Origin of the sequence: Glutamicibacter sp. ZJUTW (assembly GCF_008370855.1) — a bacterium.
In the GTDB taxonomy this organism is placed as follows: Bacteria; Actinomycetota; Actinomycetes; order Actinomycetales; family Micrococcaceae; genus Glutamicibacter; species Glutamicibacter nicotianae.
In genome coordinates, this window is record NZ_CP043624.1 from 1,094,846 (window position 1) to 1,118,131 (window position 23,286).

General features: G+C 61.8%; 20 protein-coding genes. 12 read left to right on the top strand and 8 right to left on the bottom strand.

Going from position 1 to position 23,286, the window contains the following annotated elements; all coding sequences use genetic code 11:
• The first annotated feature begins 124 nt into the window (after positions 1-124).
• The 4 genes from F0M17_RS05180 (at position 125) to F0M17_RS05195 (ending at position 3,182) form a co-directional block, all read left to right on the top strand.
• On the top strand, positions 125-868 hold the full coding sequence (locus tag F0M17_RS05180) for an IclR family transcriptional regulator (protein WP_149596588.1): 744 nt from the start codon (positions 125-127) through the stop codon (positions 866-868).
• Between the two features lie 66 nt (positions 869-934).
• On the top strand, positions 935-1,909 hold the full coding sequence (locus F0M17_RS05185; protein WP_149596589.1) for a thiamine pyrophosphate-dependent dehydrogenase E1 component subunit alpha: 975 nt from the start codon (positions 935-937) through the stop codon (positions 1,907-1,909).
• 17 nt (positions 1,910-1,926) lie between these two features.
• On the top strand, positions 1,927-2,952 hold the full coding sequence (locus F0M17_RS05190; protein ID WP_149596590.1) for an alpha-ketoacid dehydrogenase subunit beta: 1,026 nt from the start codon (positions 1,927-1,929) through the stop codon (positions 2,950-2,952).
• Entirely contained in the window at positions 2,949-3,182 is a 234-nt protein-coding gene (locus F0M17_RS05195) for a biotin/lipoyl-containing protein (protein WP_141357484.1), read from the top strand. The genes F0M17_RS05190 and F0M17_RS05195 overlap by 4 nt, the downstream gene beginning before the upstream one ends.
• Before the next feature lie 121 nt (positions 3,183-3,303).
• Here F0M17_RS05195 and F0M17_RS05200 read toward each other — a convergent pair whose 3' ends face one another.
• From F0M17_RS05200 to F0M17_RS05210, 3 genes are read right to left on the bottom strand one after another with little or no spacing between them, the layout of a single operon-like run.
• Positions 3,304-4,314 carry an NAD(P)-dependent oxidoreductase gene (locus F0M17_RS05200; RefSeq protein WP_149596591.1) on the bottom strand — a complete coding sequence of 337 codons (1,011 nt, stop codon included), beginning with the start codon at positions 4,312-4,314 and terminating at the stop codon, positions 3,304-3,306.
• Positions 4,311-6,902, bottom strand: a complete 2,592-nt coding sequence (locus tag F0M17_RS05205; RefSeq protein ID WP_168202064.1) for an alpha/beta fold hydrolase — start codon at positions 6,900-6,902, stop codon at positions 4,311-4,313. Before F0M17_RS05205 ends, F0M17_RS05200 begins: the two co-directional genes overlap by 4 nt.
• The gene (locus F0M17_RS05210) at positions 6,896-7,921 is read right to left on the bottom strand and encodes a 3-oxoacyl-ACP synthase III (protein WP_038989634.1); all 1,026 of its coding nucleotides are present in this window, start codon (positions 7,919-7,921) and stop codon (positions 6,896-6,898) included. The genes F0M17_RS05205 and F0M17_RS05210 overlap by 7 nt, the downstream gene beginning before the upstream one ends.
• 394 nt (positions 7,922-8,315) lie before the next feature.
• Here F0M17_RS05210 and F0M17_RS05215 point away from each other — a divergent pair, with 394 nt between their 5' ends.
• The 3 genes from F0M17_RS05215 (at position 8,316) to F0M17_RS05225 (ending at position 11,162) form a co-directional block, all read left to right on the top strand.
• The gene (locus tag F0M17_RS05215; RefSeq protein WP_121867781.1) at positions 8,316-9,635 is read left to right on the top strand and encodes a YjiH family protein; all 1,320 of its coding nucleotides are present in this window, start codon (positions 8,316-8,318) and stop codon (positions 9,633-9,635) included.
• A gap of 129 nt (positions 9,636-9,764) precedes the next feature.
• Positions 9,765-10,016 carry a hypothetical protein gene (locus F0M17_RS05220; protein WP_141357491.1) on the top strand — a complete coding sequence of 84 codons (252 nt, stop codon included), beginning with the start codon at positions 9,765-9,767 and terminating at the stop codon, positions 10,014-10,016.
• A 171-nt stretch (positions 10,017-10,187) separates the two neighbouring features.
• Entirely contained in the window at positions 10,188-11,162 is a 975-nt protein-coding gene (locus F0M17_RS05225; protein WP_168201958.1) for an ADP-ribosylglycohydrolase family protein, read from the top strand.
• A gap of 21 nt (positions 11,163-11,183) precedes the next feature.
• Here F0M17_RS05225 and F0M17_RS05230 read toward each other — a convergent pair whose 3' ends face one another.
• Entirely contained in the window at positions 11,184-11,495 is a 312-nt protein-coding gene (locus F0M17_RS05230) for a DUF1883 domain-containing protein (protein ID WP_038989631.1), read from the bottom strand.
• A gap of 621 nt (positions 11,496-12,116) precedes the next feature.
• Between F0M17_RS05230 and F0M17_RS05235 the strand changes: the two genes are divergently transcribed.
• Positions 12,117-12,416, top strand: coding sequence for a hypothetical protein (locus F0M17_RS05235; protein WP_149596594.1), 300 nt, complete (start codon positions 12,117-12,119; stop codon positions 12,414-12,416).
• Between the two features lie 100 nt (positions 12,417-12,516).
• Here F0M17_RS05235 and F0M17_RS05240 read toward each other — a convergent pair whose 3' ends face one another.
• Entirely contained in the window at positions 12,517-13,560 is a 1,044-nt protein-coding gene (locus tag F0M17_RS05240; RefSeq protein ID WP_038989630.1) for an NAD(P)-dependent alcohol dehydrogenase, read from the bottom strand.
• 445 nt (positions 13,561-14,005) lie between these two features.
• On the opposite strand from F0M17_RS05240, the gene F0M17_RS05245 reads away from it, so the two are divergent.
• A complete protein-coding gene (locus F0M17_RS05245) occupies positions 14,006-16,237 on the top strand; it encodes a polyribonucleotide nucleotidyltransferase (RefSeq protein WP_149596595.1) in 2,232 nt (743 codons plus the stop codon).
• A 98-nt stretch (positions 16,238-16,335) separates the two neighbouring features.
• On the opposite strand, the gene F0M17_RS05250 is transcribed toward F0M17_RS05245, so the two are convergent.
• Positions 16,336-17,607 carry a DUF2254 domain-containing protein gene (locus F0M17_RS05250; protein WP_149596596.1) on the bottom strand — a complete coding sequence of 424 codons (1,272 nt, stop codon included), beginning with the start codon at positions 17,605-17,607 and terminating at the stop codon, positions 16,336-16,338.
• A 430-nt stretch (positions 17,608-18,037) separates the two neighbouring features.
• On the opposite strand from F0M17_RS05250, the gene F0M17_RS05255 reads away from it, so the two are divergent.
• The gene (locus F0M17_RS05255) at positions 18,038-18,901 is read left to right on the top strand and encodes a PaaX family transcriptional regulator C-terminal domain-containing protein (RefSeq protein WP_038990083.1); all 864 of its coding nucleotides are present in this window, start codon (positions 18,038-18,040) and stop codon (positions 18,899-18,901) included.
• On the opposite strand, the gene F0M17_RS05260 is transcribed toward F0M17_RS05255, so the two are convergent.
• Together F0M17_RS05260 and F0M17_RS05265 are read right to left on the bottom strand one after the other, a co-directional pair.
• Positions 18,878-19,621 carry a S9 family peptidase gene (locus tag F0M17_RS05260; protein ID WP_168201959.1) on the bottom strand — a complete coding sequence of 248 codons (744 nt, stop codon included), beginning with the start codon at positions 19,619-19,621 and terminating at the stop codon, positions 18,878-18,880. The two genes, F0M17_RS05255 and F0M17_RS05260, sit on opposite strands and share 24 nt — an antisense overlap.
• Positions 19,622-19,692: 71 nt before the next feature.
• Positions 19,693-20,181, bottom strand: coding sequence for a cupin domain-containing protein (locus F0M17_RS05265; protein WP_038989627.1), 489 nt, complete (start codon positions 20,179-20,181; stop codon positions 19,693-19,695).
• Between the two features lie 228 nt (positions 20,182-20,409).
• Here F0M17_RS05265 and F0M17_RS05270 point away from each other — a divergent pair, with 228 nt between their 5' ends.
• Both F0M17_RS05270 and F0M17_RS05275 read left to right on the top strand, forming a co-directional pair.
• A complete protein-coding gene (locus F0M17_RS05270) occupies positions 20,410-21,444 on the top strand; it encodes an MBL fold metallo-hydrolase (protein ID WP_149596598.1) in 1,035 nt (344 codons plus the stop codon).
• Entirely contained in the window at positions 21,441-22,922 is a 1,482-nt protein-coding gene (locus F0M17_RS05275) for an MFS transporter (protein WP_149596599.1), read from the top strand. Before F0M17_RS05270 ends, F0M17_RS05275 begins: the two co-directional genes overlap by 4 nt.
• The last annotated feature ends 364 nt before the right edge of the window (positions 22,923-23,286 follow it).

Here is a 23,286-nt window from a genome sequence, read left to right on the forward strand (position 1 = left end):
GGGAAAGTGCTTCTGGAGTGCGATGGATGTTGAATCGGCTCCCTGTTGGGCAGTAGCATCATTGGGGTATGATGCGGATCACAGATGAAGCTGTGGGGTCTTCTTCTGTTCTTGGGGGTGCAAGTTGGCAGAACCTACCTTGATTGGTTCGGTGCAAAAGGCGCTTCGCCTGCTTGAAGCTGTGGCGTCCAGCACCATGCCTTTGCCTGCGAAAAAGCTGGCACGTATGACAGAGCTTCCTTTGCCGACCACTTACCATTTGCTGCGAACTTTGGAGTTCGAGGGGTATCTGTCCAAGGTTGACGGCGGGTATGCGATAGGCGCCACAGCGCTGACCGTCCAGAACGAGGCCGTGCAAGAATTCCTTCCTCGTGTAAGGCCAGTTTTGCGCTCACTTAGTGCCGAGCTGGGCGCGGCCACCTATTTGACTACCTACCAAGAAGGCGAAATCCATTTGCTCGCCATGGTCGAAGGGCCTGAAGGTCGCAGTGTGGATCTGTGGGTGGGCGTCCATGAATCGGGGCATGCCACGGCGTTCGGCAAGGCGATACTTGCCAACTTGAGCGAGGAATTGCGCGATGACTACATCAACAGCCATGACCTGCATGACCTGACACCCAACACCATCACCAGCAAGGGCAACCTGGAGCGCAGCCTGGCCGAGGATGTTCCCATCTGGTCGGATAAGGAAGAGTACCTGCTGGGGATCAGCTGCCATGCCGCCCCGATCTGTTCCAATGGCTTGGTCGGTGCTGTTGCTGTTTCACTACCCTCGCAGCGCACGTTGGCTGCGGAAGAATTGGTGAGCCTGAAGCGCGCCGCTCGCAGGTTGGGGCTGGCCATGGGGACACCTCTTATCACCATTTGAAATTCCTCCTCTTGTTGAGTGTGTGACGTGGATTACATCATTGAATCCTAGGCCCAAGGAGGGGACATGGACTCGAACACTCAACGTGAGCTTTACCAGCAGATGGTAACGATCAGGACATACGAAGAGACGATCTTGCGTGAGTATCACGCCGATAAAAAGCCGGTCTTCGATATTGGTGCTGGCCTGATTCCCGGCGAGATGCACCTGGCCGCAGGACAGGAACCAGTAGCCGCCGGAGTCTGCGCGCATGCCATCGACGGCGACTCCGTCACCGCGACGCACCGTCCGCATCACTTCGCACTGGCCCACGGCGTGGAGATCAATGCGATGACCGCCGAGATCTTCGGCAGGGTTGACGGGCTAGGCCGCGGTCGAGGCGGACACATGCACCTGTTTGATCCGAAAGCCAAATTCTCCTGTTCCGGAATCATCGGCGAAGGCTTGCCAGTAGCCGTCGGCCAGGCCCTGGCCATGAAGCGCCGAGGCACCAATAATGTAGCTATCGCGGTAGCCGGCGAAGGCGCCGCCAACCAAGGTGCCTTCCACGAATCGCTGAACCTTGCGGCCCTGTGGAAGCTGCCAGTGATCTTCGTGGTGGAAGACAATGACTGGGGAATCTCGGTTCCGCGCTCGCAGTCCACCTCGGTGCCATCCAACGCGGTGCGAGCAGCCGCCTACGGCATTCCCGGAGTCCGGGTTGAAGACAACGCTGTTGAATCCGTCTACGAAGAAGCCGGCAAGGCATTTGAACGGGCACGCAATGGCGGGGGACCGAGCTTGCTGGAAGTGAGCACGCTGCGCCTGTGGGGCCACTTCGAAGGCGATGCCCAGGGATACCGCTCCGATCTGGAAGGAGTTCCGGGCCGCGACCCGATTCCGACTTACGAGCAGACCTTGCGCGATGCAGGGGTCATTGACGATTCCTTCGTGGAGCAAACCCGCAGCGAAGCGGTCAAGCGGGTGGAAGCTGCAGTGGAATTCGCCAAATCCAGCCCTGAACCTGACCCAGCCACCGCCGGCGACTACGTTTTCGCATAGCGAATAAGGAGCATGAAATGACTACGGAAGCGACAGGCACTCGCCGCCTGAATACTGCCAAGGCCACCGTTGAGGCGATCGCCCGGGAAATGGAACGCGATGAAAACGTGTTCGTCATGGGTGAGGATGTGGGACCCTACGGCGGCATCTTCTCCTCGACTACCGGCTTGCTGGAGCGTTTCGGGCCAGAGAGGATCATCGATACGCCCATCTCCGAAACAGGCTTCATCGGGGCTGCGATCGGTGCTGCCACCGAGGGCATGCGCCCGATTGTGGAATTGATGTTCGTGGACTTCTTCGGAGTCTGCATGGACCAGATCTACAACCACATGGCCAAGATCCACTATGAATCCGGCGGCAACGTCAAGGTTCCGCTGGTGCTGACCACCGCAGTGGGCGGCGGATACTCCGACGGCGCGCAGCACTCCCAATGCCTGTGGGGCACCTTCGCCCACCTGCCGGGAATGAAGGTCGTGGTGCCCAGCAACCCAGCGGATGCAGCTGGACTGATGACCGCGGCGATCCGCGACGACAACCCAGTGGTGTTCATGTATCACAAGGGCATCCAAGGCTTGGCGTGGATGAAGAAGAACCGCCGTTCGATTGGCCCGGTTCCTGAGGGGGACCACGTCGTGGAGATCGGCAAGGCCGCGGTACCGCGCAGCGGCAAGGATGTCACCATCGTGACGCTTTCGCTTTCGGTGCACCACGCACTGGACGTGGCCGAGGAGTTGGCCGGTGAGGGCGTGGATGTCGAGGTCATCGACCTGCGCAGCATTGTTCCCATGGATACCCAAGCGATTATCGACTCGGTAACCAAGACCGGACACCTGGTCATCGTAGACGAGGACTACCAGTCCTTTGGCCTTTCCGGTGAGATCGCTGCCCGGATCGCGGAGCATGATCCAACCATCTTGAAGACGCCGATTGGCCGCGTGGCCAATCCAGATCTTCCAATCCCATACGCTCGGACGCTGGAATACACGGTATTGCCGACGCCGGAGCGAATTAAGGAAGCGGTATTGAAGCAGGTGGGACGATGAGCCAGGTACTATTCCCCATACTTTCCGAGAAAGACCCCGATGCTGAAGGCACCGTTGCCACCTGGTTTGTGGATAGCGGAGCCACCGTGGCCGAAGGCGAACTGATTGCAGAAGTTGCCGTAGACAAGATTGACATGGAAATCAACGCACCGGCCGCCGGCGTCTTGACTCATCTAGTCGAGGAGGGAGCCGTCGTTATCCAGAACTCGGCGATTGCCAACATCGCCTGAAAAGAACTGCAAGGCTTTTCACCCGTTCCCCCAAAACGGAGAAACGCCAGCTAAGCAGGAATGCAGCCCCGAAGCTTCCCCCAAGGCTTCGGGGCTGTATCGCGCTGGTCGCTAAGCGGTGTCAGGATGCGCGGTAATGATCCGCCAGCTTCTGCAAGCCTTCATCGATACCCACTTCAGGTTTCCAATCCAACACTTCGTGGGTTTCGCGCTGGTCGAACCAGTGCGCAGTGGACAGCTGCTCAGCCAGGAAGCGCGTCATTGGCGGTTCATCGTGCACCAGATCGCGCGAGCCTGCGGCCAACCACAATTTCTCGATCACTGAACCGGCACCGCGGGCCAGCCAGCCCGGAACGTTGAGCTTCGGGGCAGGTGCTCCGCCGGCTTTGCAGATGCCGGCGATCAGTTCGCCCACCGGGCGTGGTTCGCCATTGGTGACCACCAGGGCACGTCCATGGGCGTGCTCCATGCGCTCCAAGCCGCGCACGATGGCCGCCGCCGCATTATCGATAAAGGTGGTGTCGATCAATGCCGCGCCATGGTCCAGCAGCGGGAGCCGTCCGGCCTTGGCCCGCGCGATAACCCGCTCTACCAGCTGGGTGTCTCCCGGTCCCCACACCACGTGCGGGCGAATGGCTGCTACACGGAACTCAGGCGAGTCGTTGCCCAGGGCCTCCCGCTCGGCGGCTGCCTTGGAACGTGCATAGAATCCACGCGCCTGCTGCGGATCGGCTTCGCCGGCACCGGCGCCGGCCAGCGAATCGCCAAAGTGGGCTACGGATGGCGAGGAAACGAAAACGAAATCCTTGACGCCTGATTCCTTGGAGGCTGCCAGCAGATTGCTGGTTCCGTCGATATTCGTGGCGACGAAATCCTCCCACTGGCCGGTAAAGGAGACTTTTGCCGCCAGATGGATGACTGCATCCATGGACTTTACGGCAGCAGCCACGGCGTCCAGATCGGTCAGCGATCCGCGGACTTCATCGGTGGCACCGGCCGAGGCACCGCGCTGGAAGGTGCGCACGTGGTGGCCGTTGTCGCGCAGCAGCTGTGCCACGGCGCCTCCGAGCATGCCGCTGGCGCCGGTGACCAGCACGCGGCGAGGGGTCGAAGCAGTGTCTGGAGCACTCACGGGTTGCGGATCCTTCCACCGGCGAGCGTAGCGGCGGCCCAGCCGGCTAGCGCGGCACGGTCAATCTTCGAATTATGGCGGATATCCGTCGGCAGGTTGGGCACTACCAGCACGGCTGCCACGTCGGTGCCGGTGGCAGCGACCGCGGAGCGCACCTGGCGCGCCAGTTCGCTGCTGGCCGGGCCCGGCTTGCGGGCCGGGGGCACGGTCTCCATGACGACGACTGCTGCCTGGGTTCCGTCGGGTCCCACGCCAACCAGCGCGGCACGGCCGGCCCCGGCGACCGCCTCGGCAGCGTGCTCGGCCGCCACCGGGGTAATCGCGCCGGTGGCGGTGCGCAGCACATGGCCCAGCCGGCCCTCGACCCAGAGCCGGCCCTGGTCATCCAGGTGCCCGACATCGCCGGTGCGATGCCAGCCGGGGATCGAGCTGCTGTGCTGTTCGGTGACCCACAAGCGGTCGTAGCGGTCCTTGACGTGCGGCGCGCGCACCAGGATCTCGCCAGTGGCATTCGGGGTGTACTCCGGCTCATCGCCGGCCACGCCCAACGCATCAATCGGTGCGATGGCAACGGTGGCCCCGGCCACGGCGGTGCCCACGCACACTCCATTGCCCGCTCCGGCAGCGCGGATGCCGGGAAGGTCGATATCGGTGACCGGCAAGGCCTCGGTCATGCCATAGGGGGTGTGGATCTTGGCCTGCGGAACCAGTTCCTGCACCTTGGCCAGCAATGGTTCGGGGATCGGTGCCCCGGCCGAAAGCATCAGCGAGACCCCTTCCAGGGTCTTGCGCTGGACCTGGTCCAGCGCATCCTTGGTTTCCAGCACGTTGGCCAGCGCCGCGGGTGAGGCGAAGACCGTGGTGGCGTGCACGGCGGCGGCCGCATCGGCCAATGCGGTGGCGGTCAGGGTCCGCGGGGCGGTCACGTCCATGTCGGGGGTGACCGAGGTGGCGCCCAGCGCAGGACCCAGCAGCGCGAACGGAGCGAAGCCTGCCACCAGCGCGGAACCGGCCTTCAGGTTGTAGGTTTCGCGCAGGGTATCGCGCATGGCTGCCAGCTGGCGGTGGGTGTACACCACGCCCTTGGCCGGGCCGGTGGAGCCGGAGGTGAACAGCACTGCCGCGTCGGCATCCGGGTCGGCCGGCTCGAAGGCCGAGGATCCGGTGGCTGCCTTGCCGCCGGCTGCATAGAGCTCGGGCAGGGTGTGGGCAACGCCCAGCAGCTTGCGCTTGGCAGCTGGCAGGTTGTCTGCAGAAATCCTGGTGCCTGGCCAGCCGAAGAGCCGTGCGCCGGTCAGGGCACGCTCGATGCCGATCAGGAAGCGGGGGCCGGAACCCTTGATGGCGCGTCCCATGCCCTTGGCGCCCAGGCCTGCATCAGCCACCACGATGACCGCGCCCAAGCGCAGGCAAGCATAGATCAGCGAGGTCAGCTCGATGCTTGGGGGCACCAGCAGGTTCACCCGGTCTCCGGCCTTCACCCCGATCTGGCGCAAGCCGGTGGCCAGGGCGTTCACCCGCTCACCCAGCTCGGCCCAGGACAGCGAGCGCGCAGGGTTGATGTCCACCACAGCTGCCGAATGGTCATTGGTGCGCGAATCGAGTTCGGCAAGCATCGGACGGTAATCGCCCAGGGATTCGGCCCGCGAAGTGTTCCTGGATTCTTTCTCGCCGGCAAGCCACTGGAAGATCGGGGCGGCGATGTCGTTGTCCTCGCCCACCAGATGGCTGGAGCCCTCGAAGCGGTGCACCTGGGCGTGCGGCAGGCGGGAGAGCAGATCGCGCAGGTACCGGTCGGAGAAGACCGGGTCCTTCGGGCCCCAGAGCATCAGGGCCGGCACCTTCAGCGAGCGCACGGCCTGCGAGATCTCGTCCAGGGCAGGGCGGCTCGGGTGCTCGGGGGAGAAGGGGATGTCGGCGACAAAGTTGGCAACTCCATCGCGCTTCGCCGCGCTGGTGTACGGGGCCATGAAGGCCTTGCGGACCTCAGGGGCCAAGGCCGGTTGCGCCAACGAGTGGGTGACCTGCAAGAAAGCAGGGGAGGTCTTGGTGCCCCAGGAATGCACCGCAGGGTGGGAGGCGAGTTTCAGCGCGGCGGGAAGCTCGAAGCCTGCCGGGTGGATTGCGGTGTTCGTCAGCACCACGTTTTCCAGCTGCTCCTGATGGGAGACGGCCCAGCCCAGGGAAATGATGCCGCCCCAGTCGTGGCCCACGGTGGTGACCTTGCCGGCCAGCCCCAGCGCGCCGGTCAGGTCGCCCAGGTCGTTGACCCGGTCGGACAGGCGGCGGAAGGTGCCGGTCCGCTCGGAGAAGCCCATGTCCAGCTGGTCGACTGCCACCACGCGCCACGGCAATGAGTGCTCGCTGACGTGGTTCAGCAGGCTGCGCCAGAGGTAGGACCAGGTGGGGTTGCCATGCACGCACAGCAGGGTGCCGACCGGATCGATGCCACGTTGCTGGAGTTCTTCATGGTTGTCCAGGATGTGCCACCGGTGCGTGCTGCCCGGGGTGTCAACCTGCGAGGTGGACGGCACTTGAAGATACGTCGAGTAAATTGCATCTACACCGGGGAACAGCTCGGTCACCAGGCAATCTCCATCATCGCGGTGTTCAGGCCGGAACCGACGCCCATGCAGAGCACCCGGTCGCCCTTCTTCAGCGAATCAGCTTCCTGGGACAGGGTCATCGGCAGGGAAGCCGGACCGACGTTGCCCCACTTGGAGAACGTGATCGGCACGCGGTCCTTGACCAGTCCGACGGCCTTGATGATGGCGTTGGTGTAGGACTTGGACACCTGGTGGGTGACGTAGCGGTCCATGGATTTCCAGTTCCAACCCGACTGATGAGCTTCGTTCCAAGCGTTCACCACCAGTTCCAGGCCGTTGTCCAGCAGGCCCTTGGTGTCCGTGTACATGCCCGAGGGGCCTCCGACGCACAGTTCGTGGTGCTCGGTGCCGGCTCGCGAGACGCCGCCGAGGATGCGGTGCGCATCCGGGTGCGCATCGGCCGGGCCGATGACCGCAGCCGCGGCACCGGAGCCCAGGGTCAGGGTGGCGAATTCACGCATGTAGTCATCGCGCGTGGAATTCTCGGCGTTCAGGCGCTGGAAGGTGGTTTCCTGGGTCGGCTTGGAATCTTCGCCGGCAACAATCAGGGCGTACTTGATCTGGCCCGAGTCGATCATGTTCGCCGCCAGGCTCATGCCATTGACGAAACCGAGGCAGGCGTTGGCCACGTCGAAGTTCATGGCAGAGGAGGGCAGGCCCAAGCCGTTGTGCACCTTGGAGGCCACCGATGGTTCCAGGTTGCGGCGGGTCACCGACGTGTTGATGAGCAGTCCGATGCTGCTGGCGTCGACACCAGCGGCATCCAGGGCCTTTTTGCCGGCCATGATCGCGGCATCGTCAAAGCCGACACCGTCGGACCACCAACGGCGTTCCTTGACACCGGAGACACGTTCCAGAAGCTTCTTGGACAGGCGCAGGCGTTTCAGGCTAGGAGCCAGCCGCTCATCGAATTCTGCCGAGCTCACCACCTCTGGTGCGAGAACGCTGTTCACTGATAAAAGCGCAACGTTGTGGTGCTTAAAGGTGGCATTGCCGTTCAAAATGGTGCCTTCGTTTCTGCTGGACTATCTATATGCTGCGTACTGCGTTGAAACGTCTGTGCCGATGGGAAAGTGCCCAGGGCTGCGAATGTATACTCCCTAGGTTATTCCCTGCATCGCGCCAAGACGTACTTGAGCGCGAGTTTTCAGCCGAAAGCTAGATGCAGGATCTATGCAGACTATATCGATCCTACAGACTAGTCCTATGAGAATCATGAAAAGTGGGCCGTTCATCCTGTGGGCTTTCTTCCATCCGCACAGCTGATCGAAAGCAAGTCTGAAACCCCGGACATGAAAAGCGATCCAGCTCACATTCACGGTCGAAGATCGCGTTGTATTGGATATCGCATCGATTCATTTTGACGGCCCTGTCCTCATCGAAAAGCGGTATCCAATGACAACTTCAAGCGTTGAAACCCAAGGCACGTTTCCAGTCGTTCTGCGATTCGTGGTCTACAGCCTCGTCGGCATCGTGTTCTTCTTCCTGCCCATCACCATCAACGGCAAGAGCACCATCCCGCTGGATCACCTGATTACCTGGATCCAAACGGCCGCGGCACCGGTGGTTCCGTACATCATCTTGCTGATGCTCGTCTGCGGAACGGTTCTTCCCTTCGCCACCGGTGGCTGGAAGGCATCAAAGGTCCGGGGCGTCTTCGCGTTCTTGAACATCCTCGGCCTGGTTGTCGGCTGCTCCCTGCTCTTCGACTTCGCTCCAGCATGGCTCAACGATCCGGACATGGGGCCGTTCCTGCTGGAAAAATTGGTGATTCCCGTAGGCCTGATCGTTCCCGTGGGGGCCATCTTCCTGGCCTTGCTGGTGGGCTACGGCCTGATGGAATTCCTCGGCGTCTTCTGCCAGCCGATCATGCGCCCGATTTGGCGTACCCCAGGCCGTTCGGCCGTGGATGCCGTGGCGTCCTTCGTTGGCAGCTACTCGCTGGGATTGCTGATCACCGACCGCATGTACCGCGGTGGGCGCTATACCGGACGCGAAGCGGCCATTATCGCTACCGGCTTTTCCACGGTGTCAGCCAGCTTCATGGTGATCGTTGCCAAGGCGCTGGATCTGATGGACCACTGGAGCCTGTACTTCTGGCTGTCGCTGGTCGTCACCTTTGCGGTGACTGCCATTTCGGTGCGCATTCCGCCGCTGAGCCGGGTTCCGGACACCACGTACCTGGGCATGGAGCACGACAAGGAACAGGTGGTCACTGGCAACCGCGCACGCGTGGCCTGGAACGAAGCTCTGGGAGCCTCTCGGCGGGCACCGTCGCTGGCCAAGAACATCGGCGCCAATGTGTGGGACGGACTGAAAATGGCGATGGCGATCTTGCCATCCATTCTTTCCGTCGGACTGCTCGGGCTGGTGGTGGCACGCTTCACTCCGGTCTTCGACTGGCTGGGCTACCTGTTCGTGCCCTTCGCCTGGATCGTCGGGTTGGAAGATCCGCTACTGGCCGGCAAGGCGTCGGCGACCGGCATCGCCGAAATGTTCCTGCCAGCGACCCTGGTTGCGGGACATGAATCGATCGAGCTGCGCATGGTGATCGCCATTGTTTGCGTCTCGGCGATCATCTTCTTCTCGGCACTGGTGCCATGCGTCCTGGCAACGCAGATTCCGCTGAACATCCCGCAAATGGTTGCCATCTGGTTCGTGCGCGTTGTCCTGACCATCCTCATCGCGACACCGATCGTGCGCCTGCTCTTGTAGGTGGGCTGGGCAGCTTCCGCCCAGGCCTGTTGTTGTCCCAGCTTTGCGAAGCCTGAATGCCGTTGCATCGCACCGGTGATCCGTCGTTGAATGGTCGGATCGATATGAAGGAAGGTAAGGAAGGTTCCCATGAATCATTTAGACGAATCAGGTGTTCCGATGCAGGGCGATCCGAGTATTCCCGACCAGCCTGAACCTCCTGCGCAGCCGCCGGCTCCCGACGCACCGCCAAGCCCATCCCACCCGGATGCGCCGCCGAGCCCTTCGCACCCGGATGGCCCGATGGCGCCTCCAGGCCCGCTGGATCCCACGCAACCGCCACCGGGGCACCCCTCAGACCCGACGACCCCGCCATCACCTGGATTCGCCCTGACACCGTGACCCAAACCAAGACGGCCAATGCCCTGCAGGAACCCGGTTCCTGCAGGGCATTGGCCATTTGTGGCTGCGGTAATCCGAAACCGCGCGGCCTGCCATGGTGTCGGTGCGCATCGGTACAGTGAACCTAGGCAGTTCTTCGCTGCCTTGGCGACCACCCATAGAAAGGCACGCATGGCATATCCAGTAGAAGTGCTAGATCGGATTCTCGGGGTCATGACCGGCATGGCTGCCGGCGACGCCCTAGGCGCGGGCTATGAATTCAATGCGCCGTTGCCCGATTCCGCGCAAGTGGACATGATCGGCGGAGGGCTGGGCAACTTTGCACCCGGGGAGTGGACCGACGATACCTCGATGGCGATAGTCGTTGCCCAGGGCCTGCTGGGTTCCAACGGCAAGCTTGATGGCGCCGCAAGCGATTACATGGTGCGCGAATGGGCCAGATGGGCGGTGAACGCACCGGACGTCGGCAACCAGACCCGTGCCGTCCTCGCCTTCGCCCAGAGCACCGCGTCTGCTGACGGGAGAACTGAACCCAACACCGCAGACGCGCTCGCCGGTTCCGAGCAGATCCACAGGCGAACCGGCCGCTCAGGAGGCAACGGCAGCCTGATGCGCACAGCACCGGTTGCCCTGGCTTATCTGTCCGGAACGCCTGCCGCCGCATTCGACGCAGCGGCGGCCATCAGCAAGCTGACCCATTTCGATGACGAAGCCGCTGAAGCGTGCGGTCTGTGGACCGTCGCCATTCAGCACGCGGTGCTCACCGGAGAACTTGATATTCGCATCGGGCTTGAGCTTCTCAAGCCAGATCGCGCCCATGTGTGGGAACAGCGCATCGGGCAGGCCGAAACCCAACTGCCTCGGGACTTCGGCAACAATGGCTGGGTTGTTGAAGCATTCCAGGCGGCCTGGAGCGCCATCACCACCGCCGATGCGGTGGACGGGAAAGCCCGCTTGGTTCCGGTGGTGGAAGCTGCCGTTCGCGGAGGCGTGGATACCGACACCGTGGCAGCCATCGCCGGATCGCTTATCGGCGCGGCCACTGGCTTGGAAAGCATCCCGGAGCAGTGGGTGGAGATGGTCCACGGCTGGCCAGGAATGCGGATGCAGGAGCTCATTGATATTTCAAACGATCTTGCAGGCTAAGTTCCCGGACCTGCCGTCCGGCTAGTCACGGGAAGTGCGCCTCGCCTCCAGCTTCTGTGGAGGTACGACGCTGACTTCGTGGCGTACCCCGCGCACGCCAAGACCTGCCAAATCGATCGCGAGAAACCAGGGCCCGGATTTGGGCACCTTGATCCGGTAGGGTGCCCGGCGTGCCAGCCCACCGTACGATTCGAATTTTTCTCCGTCTTGGAATGCCGCGAAATTCTCTGGATCCATCAATCGGAGATTGGCCGGACCGCTGAGCGTCACTGCCAAGATAGTTCCCCGTTCAAGGAACTCCCAGTAGTACTCAGCGAAATTGGGTTCCGTCAATGCCTGCCTCCGGGGTTTCGGATGATCCGCCGATTAGCAGACCCAGACCTATTAACCCAGAAGATGGACCGTCGCGGCAACGGGAACCAGCTTCTGGGCAAGAGCTGGTGGCCAACACGACTCGGGGATTAGGCATGGGAGGCTATGCCACCTCATCTGATGCCAGAGATGCCACAGAACCTTCCGGCCATCTCGATTTCAAGTTCCGTCAACCAGCCAAGCGGCGGATTGTCCGCTACCGGGGATACGCTACTTGCATGGGATAAATTCCCACGCAATTGGGGGCCGTGACGGCCAAGAGCAATAAGGCAAGATTCATGGATATTTTGACCGGCATTAGCCTTGAACAACTTCGACTGTGGATTTGGATTCTGGTGCTGGCCTTTGCCGTCGCTGTAGGTTTATGGCGCCGGCGCCAACTGGTGGCTGTCGCGCTTGCCTCGGTGCTCCTGTTCGCTACTCTCAACGCCGGCGCCGGGATCTATATCCTGAAACGGCTGGGTGATCCGCGGTGGACCGCAGGCGAGCCCCCGGTGAGCGCACCGGAACTATCCGGAACCCCGATCGTGGGCCAGCAACTGGTTCCCCTGGAATCGGCTTTGGAAGCAATCGCCGGGGGGAGTGAACTCCTTCTGGGAATTCAGGCAGGCCCTGCCGGTGGCTCTCGACTTCTTTACGCGCAGCGGCTGGGCACTGCTCGTGGCCATTCCATTGATCATTGCCATTATGATCCGGACTTTCCGGGCTGCCCGCCGGCGCCGGAAGGACCTGCTGAATCTCCGCGGTACGGTGGTGCAGCTGCAGGCCGAGCTCGCCGAGATAAAGGCGATCTTGCCCGCGCCCGCCATAACAGCAGGTGTCACGGAGCTCGGGAACCAAACGGGCAGTCCCCGCACGCGACGCTCGCGCCGCGGCGAATAGCCGCTAGTCCGGCAGAAAGGAAACGGCGCCGGTTCTGCCCTGCAATGCAGAGGCAGCACCGGCGCCGTTCCCGTGATGCGCGTGCGTTGGGATCGCTAGGCTAGGCCAGCGTCGCGGTATCGATCACGAAGCGGTAGCGGACGTCGGACGCCAGCACGCGCTCGTAGGCCTCGTTGATCTGCGTGGCACCGATGACCTCGATTTCTGCGCCAATTCCATGTTCGGCACAGAAGTCCAGCATTTCCTGGGTTTCTTCGATGCCGCCGATCTGCGAACCGGCGAAGGAACGGCGTCCGCCGATCAAAGCAAAGGCGTTGACCGGCAATGGTTCAGCCGGCGCGCCAACGTTGACCAAGGTGCCGTTCACGCGCAGCAGTCCGAGGTAGGAGCTGATGTCGATCGAGGCGCTGACGGTGTTGATGATCAGATCGAAGCTCTTGCGCAGATCCTTGAAGGTGTTCTCGTCGCTGGTGGCCCGGTAATCGCTGGCGCCCAGCTTCAGGCCGTCCTCCCTCTTCTTCAGCGATTGCGACAGCACGGTGACCTCAGCGCCCATGGCACTGGCGAGCTTGACTGCCATATGGCCCAAGCCGCCGAGTCCCACCACGGCAACCTTCTTGCCCGGTCCTGCACCCCAGTGCTTCAGCGGGGAGAAGGTGGTGATGCCGGCGCAGAGCAGGGGTGCGGCGACATCCAAGGAGATGCCTTCGGGGATGTTCAAGGCGAAGTTCTCGTCAACCACGACGTGCGTTGCATAGCCGCCCTGGGTCATGCTGCCATCACGGTCGAGCGAACCGTAGGTTCCCACGCTCTGCTCGCAGAACTGCTGGTCGCCAGCCAGGCAGTTTTCGCATTCCATGCAGGAATTGACTAGGCAGCCCACGCCAACGCGATCGCCCAGCTTGTGCTTGGTGACTGCTGAGCCGACTTCGGTGACGATGCCAGCTATTTCGTGGCCCGGGACCAGCGGATAGTTCTGGTTTCCCCATTCACCGCGGACCGTGTGGATATCGGAGTGGCAGATGCCGGAGAACTTGATATCAATCAAGACGTCGTGCGGACCTACAGCACGGCGCTCAATCTGTGTCGGGATGAGTCCTTCAGCCGCAGAGTGCGCTGCGTATGCGTTGACCATAGTTGCCATCAGGGTATTTCCTTTGTCTTGCGGGTTGCGACTGGCAATGTTCTGGGCTGCGGCGATCGCCGCAGTCCATCAGGGCGTGGCCCATGGAGAACAACAATCGGCAGGCTATGAATAATCCCGGTCTGAGTAAATTTCCTTCCTCCGAGTTCGCGGCATGCAGCGGAGCCGGGGACAGCACGCGCCCATCGCCCAAGAACTGCGTCTTTTGCCAATTCCCGGTAGGCTAGTACATGGGTCTGCATGTTCTGTGCGGGCCCCGAATGAAAATAACTCCCAGGACTGACTGACCGTTGGTCCCGACCGCCAGTTTCCCGGTCCTCGGTAGTGACTTTCGCTAGGGCAAATAGCTGCCCCAGCGCGGGTCTCGATCGAAGACCAGATCTGGGTAGGGCTATACGGTTCGCTCATCCACCATGTGGGAGCGATCGAAAGGAGCACCCCCTTAATGGAGGGTCCAGAAATCCAATTCGCCGAAGCGCTGATCGACAACGGCCGCTACGGTACCCGCACCATTCGCTTCGAAACCGGCCGCCTCGCCAAGCAGGCTGCTGGCTCGGCAATGGTCTACATCGACGAAGAGACCGCGCTGCTCTCGGCAACTACCGCCGGCAAGCACCCGCGCGAAGGCTTCGACTTCTTCCCGCTGACCGTGGATGTCGAGGAGCGCATGTACGCTGCCGGCCGCATCCCGGGCAGCTTCTTCCGCCGTGAAGGCCGCCCATCGACCGAAGCCATCCTGGCTTGCCGCCTGATGGACCGCCCGCTGCGCCCAGCCTTCGTCAAGGGCCTGCGCAACGAGGTCCAGGTTGTCGTCACCGTGCTGTCCATCGAGCCGGATGAGCTGTACGACGTCGTGGCAATCAACGCTTCGTCGATGTCCACCCAGCTTTCTGGCCTGCCATTCTCCGGCCCAATCGGCGGCGTTCGCGTTGCACTGGTTGATGACGGAAACGGCGCCCAGTGGGTTGCCTTCCCTAAGCACTCCGAGCTGAAGAACGCTGTCTTCAACATGGTTGTTGCCGGCCGCATCGCTGGCGATGACGTTGCCATCATGATGGTGGAAGCCGAAGCTACCGACAACGCTTGGGAACTGATCAAGGAACGCGGCGCCCAGGCTCCAACCGAAGAGGTTGTCGCCGAAGGCCTTGAGGCTGCCAAACCATTCATCAAGGTCCTGTGCGAGGCCCAGGCCGACCTGGCTGCCCGCGCTGCCAAGGAAACCGTTGAGTTCCCGGTCTTCCGCGACTACGAAGACGATGCCTTCACCGCTGTCGAGGCTGCCGCTTCGACCCGCTTGGCAGAGATCTACACCATCGCTGACAAGCAGGAGCGCGACAACGCCGCAAGCGACTACAAGGACGAGATCCTGGCATCGCTGGCTGGCGAAGGCAACGCTTTCGAAGGCCGCGAGTCCGAGATCTCCAAGGCCTTCGGTGCGGTGACCAAGCACATCGTGCGCCAGCGCATCCTGACCGACCAGATCCGCATCGACGGCCGCGGCCTGGCTGACATCCGCCAGCTCTCCGCCGAGGTCGAGGTGCTGCCTCGCGTGCACGGTTCGGCCATCTTCGAGCGTGGCGAAACCCAGATCATGGGCGTCACCACCTTGAACATGCTCAAGATGGAACAGCAGATCGACTCGCTGTCCCCAGTGAAGTCCAAGCGCTACATGCACAACTACAACTTCCCGCCATACTCGACCGGCGAAACCGGCCGTGTTGGTTCGCCGAAGCGCCGCGAAATCGGCCACGGTGCACTGGCAGAGCGCGCGCTGGTTCCAGTGCTGCCAAGCCGCGAGGAATTCCCATACGCCATCCGCCAGGTCTCCGAGGCACTGGGCTCCAACGGCTCGACCTCCATGGGCTCGGTCTGCGCCTCGACCCTGTCGCTGCTGAACGCCGGCGTGCCGCTGAAGGCCGCTGTCGCAGGCATCGCCATGGGCCTGGTTTCGGACACCGTTGACGGCGAAACCCGTTACGCTGCCCTGACCGATATCCTCGGCGCCGAAGACGCCATGGGCGACATGGACTTCAAGGTTGCAGGTACCTCCGAGTTCGTGACCGCGATCCAGCTGGACACCAAGCTGGATGGCATTCCGGCTTCGGTGCTGGCCGCCGCGCTGACCCAGGCTCGCGAAGCACGCCTGCACATCCTGAACGTGCTGAACCAGGCCATCGACGCTCCGGATGAGCTGAATGTGAACGCCCCGCGCATCATCTCGGTGAAGATTCCAGTGGACAAGATCGGCGAGGTCATCGGCCCTAAGGGCAAGATGATCAACCAGATCCAGGAAGACACCGGCGCTGACATCTCGATCGAGGATGACGGCACCGTGCTGATCGGCGCAACCAACGGCGAATCCGCCGAGGCTGCCCGTTCGGCCATCAACGCCATCGCCAACCCTCAGGTTCCTGAGGTCGGCGAGCGCTACCTGGGCACCGTCGTGAAGCTGACCACCTTCGGTGCGTTCGTTTCGCTGACCCCGGGCAAGGACGGCCTGCTGCACATCTCCGAGCTGCGCAAGATCAACGACGGCAAGCGTGTCGAGGACGTCGAAGACGTCGTCGGCGTTGGCCAGAAGCTGCAGGTGGAGATCACCAAGATCGATGACCGTGGCAAGCTGTCGCTGGCTCCAGTCGTCGAGGAAGAAGCTGAAGAATCAGTAGCTGCTGAGTAGTCTTTAGATTCCTGAAGGAAAACCCCGATTCACTTTGGTGAATCGGGGTTTTCCTTCTCTTCAGACCAGCTTGATTGGCATGGCTGGCAGGTCAGCGCCTACGCGGGTGCCGCATCCTTGCTGATGCCGGTGGCGTTCAGCGCCTCGACGTGCAGGACTTCAACCTCGCGGCGATCCTCCTCCAGCTCCAGTGCCCGCTCGGCCCGGGCGAAGGAATCCGTTGCCTGAGCCTTCAAGACTGCCGTCCATGGGGCATCGGAGCGCGCAATCAGGGCACCGAGTTCCTTTTGGATCCGCATCATGACTTCGACGTCCGAAGCGCCATCGCGCGAGGTCGCCCGGAAGGCATCCTGGAGCATGTCCTGCGGCTCAAGCAGGCGAAGGTGGACCCGCCCGGCGTCCGGGGAATCCGGAATCCTTGCCTGCATGGCGATGTCCAGTACGCGGTGCGTTGCTTCCAGGACCTCGATGGCGGTTCCCGGATCATTGATTCCGGGGGAGAGCGACTTGCTGGAGATTTCCGACAGCGCGAGCAGCCCGAGCCGCGGGTCCTGTTCGAAAGTCCGGTGGTTGGCGATCACGAAGGCCCGCTGGATCGCTTCCTGGCTCTCTTCCGACACCTTGCCGCTCAGGTACGCAATGGGGTGCCCGGCAAAGATCCTTGAGCCTGGGCGGCGTTCGACCCAGAGCTGGCAGTTTTCCTGCTCGGCAATGCGCTGCAGGGCTGCCACGTCGACCTTGACCACGAATCCTGGATGGTCGCATTCCAGCGGGATGGCAGTAGTAGGCGGATCAACCCACCGCCGTCCGCCGAGCAGCGGCTGCTCGGCGTAGTCCGACATGGCCTGCGAGGCGGCATCGCCGACCCGGTCGATGATGTCGGCCATGCGGCCGAAGGTGGTGAGGAACGAGATCCAGCGCAGCAAGGTCACCAGCACCACGGCAATGACCAGGATGGTTCCCAACAGCAGCAGCGCTTTTTCCGAGCTGGAATAGACATCCAAGGACAACGCGATGATCCCGACGATGGAGAATGCGAAAGCCCCCACGAAGGTAGACAGGGCAGTATGCGAGGTCCGGTCGGCAATCAGCAGCTGGATGGAGCGGGGAGTACCGATTTGCGTGGCAGTGGAGTATGCCGAGACCATCGTGGTCAGGGAAAACGTCGTGACAGCCAGCATCGACGTGGCCAGGATCTGCAATAGCGTCGCGGCGGCATCGTTGCCGAGCGCTTCCAGCAGGTTCGCCGGAATGAGATTGCCCAGTGCTGGTGCGGCGATGGCCAGAATGATTCCAGCTACGGTGAATACTGTGGCCCGGAACCAGATTCCGCGCAGCGACTGCTTTGCGTAGTTCAGTGCTCTTACCATGAATCCTCCTTGTGTCCTCTGCCGGCGGCAGTGACCGCACCCTATGCTTCTCGCAACTATGCGATGCGGTTGTACCGCTGTTGCGCAACCCGTGGAAGTGAGTTTACGCTACCGACCCATGTCGGGACTCGAATCGGTGGCCCGCCCATTCCGAGGGGTGGCCTATCGAGGGCATGGTTCGTCAGAAGATACGGTGGGAGCGCTGCAATGCTCGCTCTCGTGGTTGATTTGTGCTTCTCCGAGCGCGCACCAGTTCAAATCGGGCAGAGATCAGCGTACCGGGCGCAATTCACGAGGGGCATCGGCGGAATATCGCAATGCGTTGGCTTCCGCGGTCGGGAGCCGCTACCCGGAATTCTTGCACTGACCACCTAGGATGGTAATGAGACATGGAAATTCGGCCGTACGGCAAATGAAGGACGTTGGATCAGTGGATATCGGCGGGACGAAATTGCAGCACCAGAATCTGCTGGTGACGCTGTTTGGCTTGTATGGCGAAACCTCAGGTGGATCGTTCCCCGTTTCAGCCATTGTCGAAATGTTCGACGCGCTGGGAATCCGTTCTCAAGCCATACGGTCAACCCTTTCGCGCTTGAAAAGCAACGGCGTGCTCGTAAATGAGCGAGCGCGCGGCGAATCCCACTACCAGCTATCGGCCGAGGTGCTGGACAGCTTCCGCAAGGATGACCGGCGGATCTTTGCCCCGTCCCGTTCTTCTTCCGGAGAAGCATTGATTTTGGCCATTTTCTCGGTTCCCGAGAGTGAGCGGAATCGCCGCTACGAACTTCGCAGCGAGTTGGCGAGCATGGGCTTCGGGATGGTGACTGGCGGGGTAGCCGTGGGCCCGCAACTGGCCTTCGAGCAAGCCAAAGCCCGGCTAGACGCACGAGAGCTGACCAAGTATGTCGAGTTCTTCCGGGCAGATTACATGTCGCCTGAAGAAATCCGGGACCGGGTGGCCCAATGGTGGGATCTTGAAGCGCTGGACCGGCAGTATACGGACTTCCTCCAGCTATATGTCGGGCGTTTGGGAAGCTGGCAACTACAACTGGAAGGACCTTTCGATTCCTTCGAGCAGCGCATTGAACTGGAGCGTGCTGCCTTTTCTTTCTATGTCCCGATGCTGACCAGATGGCGTCGATTCCCTTACCGAGACCCGAACCTGCCCTTCGAGTACCTGCCTGAAGGGTGGAAGGCCCCGCAAGCCAAGAAGACCTTCCTGGCATTGCATGCGTTGTTGGCCCCGCATGCGGAGCTGTACGCGAACCGGCTACTCGGCTCGCGCGTCGGCTAGCACTTTCCCCATCCAGGAGCGTACGTCCTGCCAGTGGTGCTGTTGCGGGTCGATGATCTCGAAGTGGTCGAGTTGCTGATGGAACATTTGGTCCGGCCGTGCTTTTCCGGCCAGGTCAAGCACGTACTGCCGCGTGTGCTCCAGCGGGACCCTGTCGTCGTTGGCCCCATGGACCAGGAGAATCGGCACCTCGGGCGGCAGAGCCTGGATTGGCGAGGCCATGCGGTAGATCGCCGGAATCTCAGCCGGGGAACCGCCGAAGTATTCCTTCGCAGCATCCTCGCCTAGTCCCTCTGCATGCACCTTGGCCGCGTCGGTGACCGGGGCGAGGGCGATTACGGCCGTTGCCAGACCGGAGTTGAGCAGCGCCAATTGTCCGCCGACCGAATGCCCAATGAGGATTACCGTGTCCGGACGCCCCTGACGGCGTAGTGTGCCGCGCACGAGCGCGATGGCCTTGGCTGTATCCAAAGACGGGATAGGCCAGGAATGCTCCGGTCCACGCCGGTATTCGACATTGGCTACGCTCCAGCCCGAACGCAGCAGGTCGTCAACCAGCGGCTGCATCACGCCGGCGGTGATTCGTTGGCGCCAATAGCCGCCATGCACCAGGACCGCAGTGCCCGCAGATGGTCGCCGATCCGGGTGCATTAGTGAGACATATTGGTCGGGGTGCTCCCCATAGCTGAAGACTTCGGTTTCCTGCGACTGATCCGGCACTGCATTGTTCCTTTCATCAAGCAGTGGCCGGCGGGGAACCCCCGCCGGCCATCTAGACATTTCTGGCAGTGCTACTCCGCACCGGGTACGGAACCCGGCGGCAGGAAGTTCACGTCGCGCAGGGCTGAGCGTCGGACAACTTCCTCCGGATCGGCCAAGTTGTGCAGTTCGTCGAAGAGTGTGGACAGCTGGCCTGCGGGGCTGACCCAGAACAGCGATTTGCCCGGTGCGCCATCCTTGACGTAGTACGCGTGTGGAAGGCCCATCGGCATTCGGACCGTATCGCCGGGTCCGGCCTTGAACCATTCTCCATCCAGGTAGAGGGTGTAGGTGCCTTCCATGATGTAGATGTGCTCATCTTGGTTAGGGTGCACGTGCGGGGGGACGCCTGTGCCGGTGGGATCCAAGGACAGCCATGCAAAGCTGCTGGAGCTCTCGACCTTGGACAGATAAGTGTGGCCCAGGACATTCCACGTCTTGTTGCCCATTGATTCGCTGGCCAAGGTGATGCCCTTGGGCAAATCGCCGAGAATGATTTCCTGGCCTTGCTGCTGTTCCATGTTGACTCCTAGGAAGGGTAGATAACTGGCGCATTCAGCATGACATGAATCACATTGGATATGCAATAGGTCTTGCGATCGCAAAATCTGCTGTATATGCTTTCTAACACTTCGGCCAATGTCGCCGGATTCTTCACTACCCTCGCAATTCACGCATCGTGGTCGATGGGACCCTTTGCTGCACTCCACGAGTAAGGCACCAATGTGAATAACACTCAGGCAACAGGAATGAGCGTCTATACGCTCGGCACCGGAGGCGGCCCGATCGTCTCCAGTTCCCGTGCTGGCACCAGTACGGCGATTCGGGTCGATGGGGCAACCTACGTGATCGACTGCGGCATGGGAAGCATCCGCAACTACCGCGCGCATGCCGATTGGGGCGAATTGCGCGCGGTGCTGCTGACGCATCACCACTCGGACCATATCTACGACCTCGGCTCCTACTTGGTGACCGGGTGGCAAGTTCCGGGAGAGTCCTTCACCCGTCCTATTCAAGTATTCGGCCCCGGCCGGCCCAACCGCATCCCCGCGCTTGACGGGGAGCATGAACAGCAGATCGCCGCACGCATCGCCGAACGGGAAATGACGAGCACCGAGGAAATTGTGGATGCGCTGCTGGACAAGGTCTTCTCTTCTGACGTGGTAATCCGCATGGCCGATGAAGGACGCGACGAACCACATGAATGGATCAGATCGCAGAACATCCAGATTCCTGAATCGGCAGGTGCCTGCGCCGTGGACAACCGGCATCCGGATATGGAACCCTTCGAGATCTACAGTGATGAGCTGGTGACCATCTCCGCAATCCTGGTCGACCACCGCCTCTGCTTCCCGGCTTTTGCCTACCGCATCGATTCGCAATACGGATCGGTCGTGGTCTCCGGCGATACCGCTTACTCGGAGAATTGCATCAAGCTTGCCCGGGGCGCCGACCTATTGCTTCACGAGGTCATCGACCTGCCGGGCATCCTGGCGACATTCCCGGATGGCCCGACGCGTGATGGCATCGAGGTGCACCTGCGCGAGTCGCACACCCCGTACAGCGAGGTAGGCAAGGTCGCCGCGAAGGCCGGAGTTGGTGCTCTGGTGCTGCACCATATTGTTCCCAACACCCCTGGCGCCGCCGATTTGGAGGCTATGCTGGAGACCGCACGCGGTGATTTCTCCGGGAACGTAACCATCGCCGAAGACAATGACGTCTACAGCGTCGGCCCGGTAGCGGTGGAAATCTCCGCTGCAGAATCCAATGGGAGCTTGGTATGAGCACGACGCAGAATCTCGCTGACCACACGTTGCGTGCTGCCATCGCCAACGGCAAGATGAACCGGCGCGCCTGGCTGGTTACCGGCATGCTGGTGCTCTTCCAGATCGTGAACTTCGCGGACAAGGCAGTCCTGGGGCTTGTGGCGGATCCTGCCATGCGCGAACTGGGGCTAAGCGCAGGCCAGTTCGGTTTCATCGGCAGCGCCTTTTTCTTCCTCTTCGCCATCGTCGGCATTGTTGTCGGTTTCCTGGCCGGAAAGGTATCCACCCGTTGGATCCTGCTGACCATGGGTGTTGCGTGGGCCGTGCTGCAGTTCCCGATGCTCTTTGGCGGAGGCGCGGCCATCCTCCTGGTCACACGCATCCTGCTGGGTGGCGCGGAAGGGCCTGCGACTCCCATTTCGCTGCAGCATGCCCATGGCTGGTTCAACGCCAAGGAGCGAGGCCTGCCCAGCAGCGTCATCGCTGCCGGCTCCACGTTGGGGCCGATTGTCGCTGCTCCCATCCTGGCGTGGATCATCGCCAACCCGGCTCTCGGCTGGCGCTGGGCCTTCGGCTTCCTGGGAATTTTCGGGCTCCTGTGGAGCCTGGGTTGGTTGCTGGTAGGCCGCGACGGACCCTATAGCCATGCGAAGCCGGAACCTTCGAAGAACGACTCCGTTGCTCATTCCGGGGCCCATGCTGAATCCGCCGCAACAGGTGAACCGCAGCAGGAACAACCGGCAGCGCTTGATCCCGAGGGCAAGGGAAGCATTGCGGATTCTTCCGATCTGCTGAAAATCGTCCCGATACGACGCGTCCTTGGCTCGTGGATGTTCGTGGCGGCGGTCCTCGCGGGTGCAGGTTGCTTCTGGGCCCAGGGATTCTTGACCACCTGGTCGCCGAAGTACCTGGGATCCGTAGTGGCGTTGAGCCCGGAGATGATCGGCTTGGTTTCGACCTTCCCATGGGTGGTCGGCGCCATCGCGTTGCTGGTCCTGGGCTTCGGCTCCCGCTACTTGATGAAGCGCGGGGTGACTGTTCGCTGGGCCCTGGGTGCGCTGTTCGGCGCTACGCTGCTGATCTCGGGGATCTGCTTCTCGATCCTTCCGTTCCTCTCCGGCTACGCCGCCGTGGCGATGCTGACCCTGGGCGCAGGAACCGCCATGATCTACCCGCTGGCTCCCACAGCGATCGCATTCAGTGTCTGTTCCAAGCAGCGTGCGGCTCTCATGGCCACGTTGACGGGCCTGGCCTCAGTGGGTGGCGTGGTCGCTCCGGCAATGGTTGGCGGCTTGATGGATCGCGCAGGCTACATTCCCAGCCCGAAGGGCGTGGCCGACTCGGCGGAGATGGCAGGGCTGCTGGCCCAGGGCATGAATACCTCATTCGGGATGATCGGCATCTATCTGGTCATCGTCGGCATCTTCTGCGTCCTGATGCTCAATCCGGATCGGACGGCCCGCAAGCTGCAGACCAGCTTCACGTTCACCGGCTAGCACTGGCCATCGAGATAGCCCTAACTGGGCGGCAAAACCCCATCTGCACAATGTGTGGATGGGGTTTGCTGATCGCTCCGGTTCTGCCGCTCAAGCTCGGAAACGTCTAGTTGCAAGGTGCTGCGCTGGCTCGCTGCAGATGCGATAAGCCAAGCAGGGGGTCCTGCCAAGGACGCGGTGGCAAAGGGGTGGACGCAGTAAAAGGACAGGCGAAGTAGGGGGCAAACGCATCTATGCTCAACGTTGGGAATCGCACGGAATAGATGCATCCGGGAGTATTGCAAGATCACTTGATAGAAAGCGAAGTCCGCATGCTGCAGCGTCGGCATGGATCAAGGATGGGCTGGCTCGGTTTCAGGATGGA

Coding starts and splice junctions, on each gene's coding strand:
- F0M17_RS05185 (WP_149596589.1), top strand. CDS start 935: ATGGACTCGAACACTCAACGTGAGCTTTACCAGCAGATGGTAACGATC.
- F0M17_RS05190 (WP_149596590.1), top strand. CDS start 1,927: ATGACTACGGAAGCGACAGGCACTCGCCGCCTGAATACTGCCAAGGCC.
- F0M17_RS05195 (WP_141357484.1), top strand. CDS start 2,949: ATGAGCCAGGTACTATTCCCCATACTTTCCGAGAAAGACCCCGATGCT.
- F0M17_RS05215 (WP_121867781.1), top strand. CDS start 8,316: ATGACAACTTCAAGCGTTGAAACCCAAGGCACGTTTCCAGTCGTTCTG.
- F0M17_RS05220 (WP_141357491.1), top strand. CDS start 9,765: ATGAATCATTTAGACGAATCAGGTGTTCCGATGCAGGGCGATCCGAGT.
- F0M17_RS05225 (WP_168201958.1), top strand. CDS start 10,188: ATGGCATATCCAGTAGAAGTGCTAGATCGGATTCTCGGGGTCATGACC.
- F0M17_RS05240 (WP_038989630.1), bottom strand. CDS start 13,560: ATGGCAACTATGGTCAACGCATACGCAGCGCACTCTGCGGCTGAAGGA.
- F0M17_RS05245 (WP_149596595.1), top strand. CDS start 14,006: ATGGAGGGTCCAGAAATCCAATTCGCCGAAGCGCTGATCGACAACGGC.
- F0M17_RS05250 (WP_149596596.1), bottom strand. CDS start 17,607: ATGGTAAGAGCACTGAACTACGCAAAGCAGTCGCTGCGCGGAATCTGG.
- F0M17_RS05265 (WP_038989627.1), bottom strand. CDS start 20,181: ATGGAACAGCAGCAAGGCCAGGAAATCATTCTCGGCGATTTGCCCAAG.
- F0M17_RS05270 (WP_149596598.1), top strand. CDS start 20,410: ATGAGCGTCTATACGCTCGGCACCGGAGGCGGCCCGATCGTCTCCAGT.
- F0M17_RS05275 (WP_149596599.1), top strand. CDS start 21,441: ATGAGCACGACGCAGAATCTCGCTGACCACACGTTGCGTGCTGCCATC.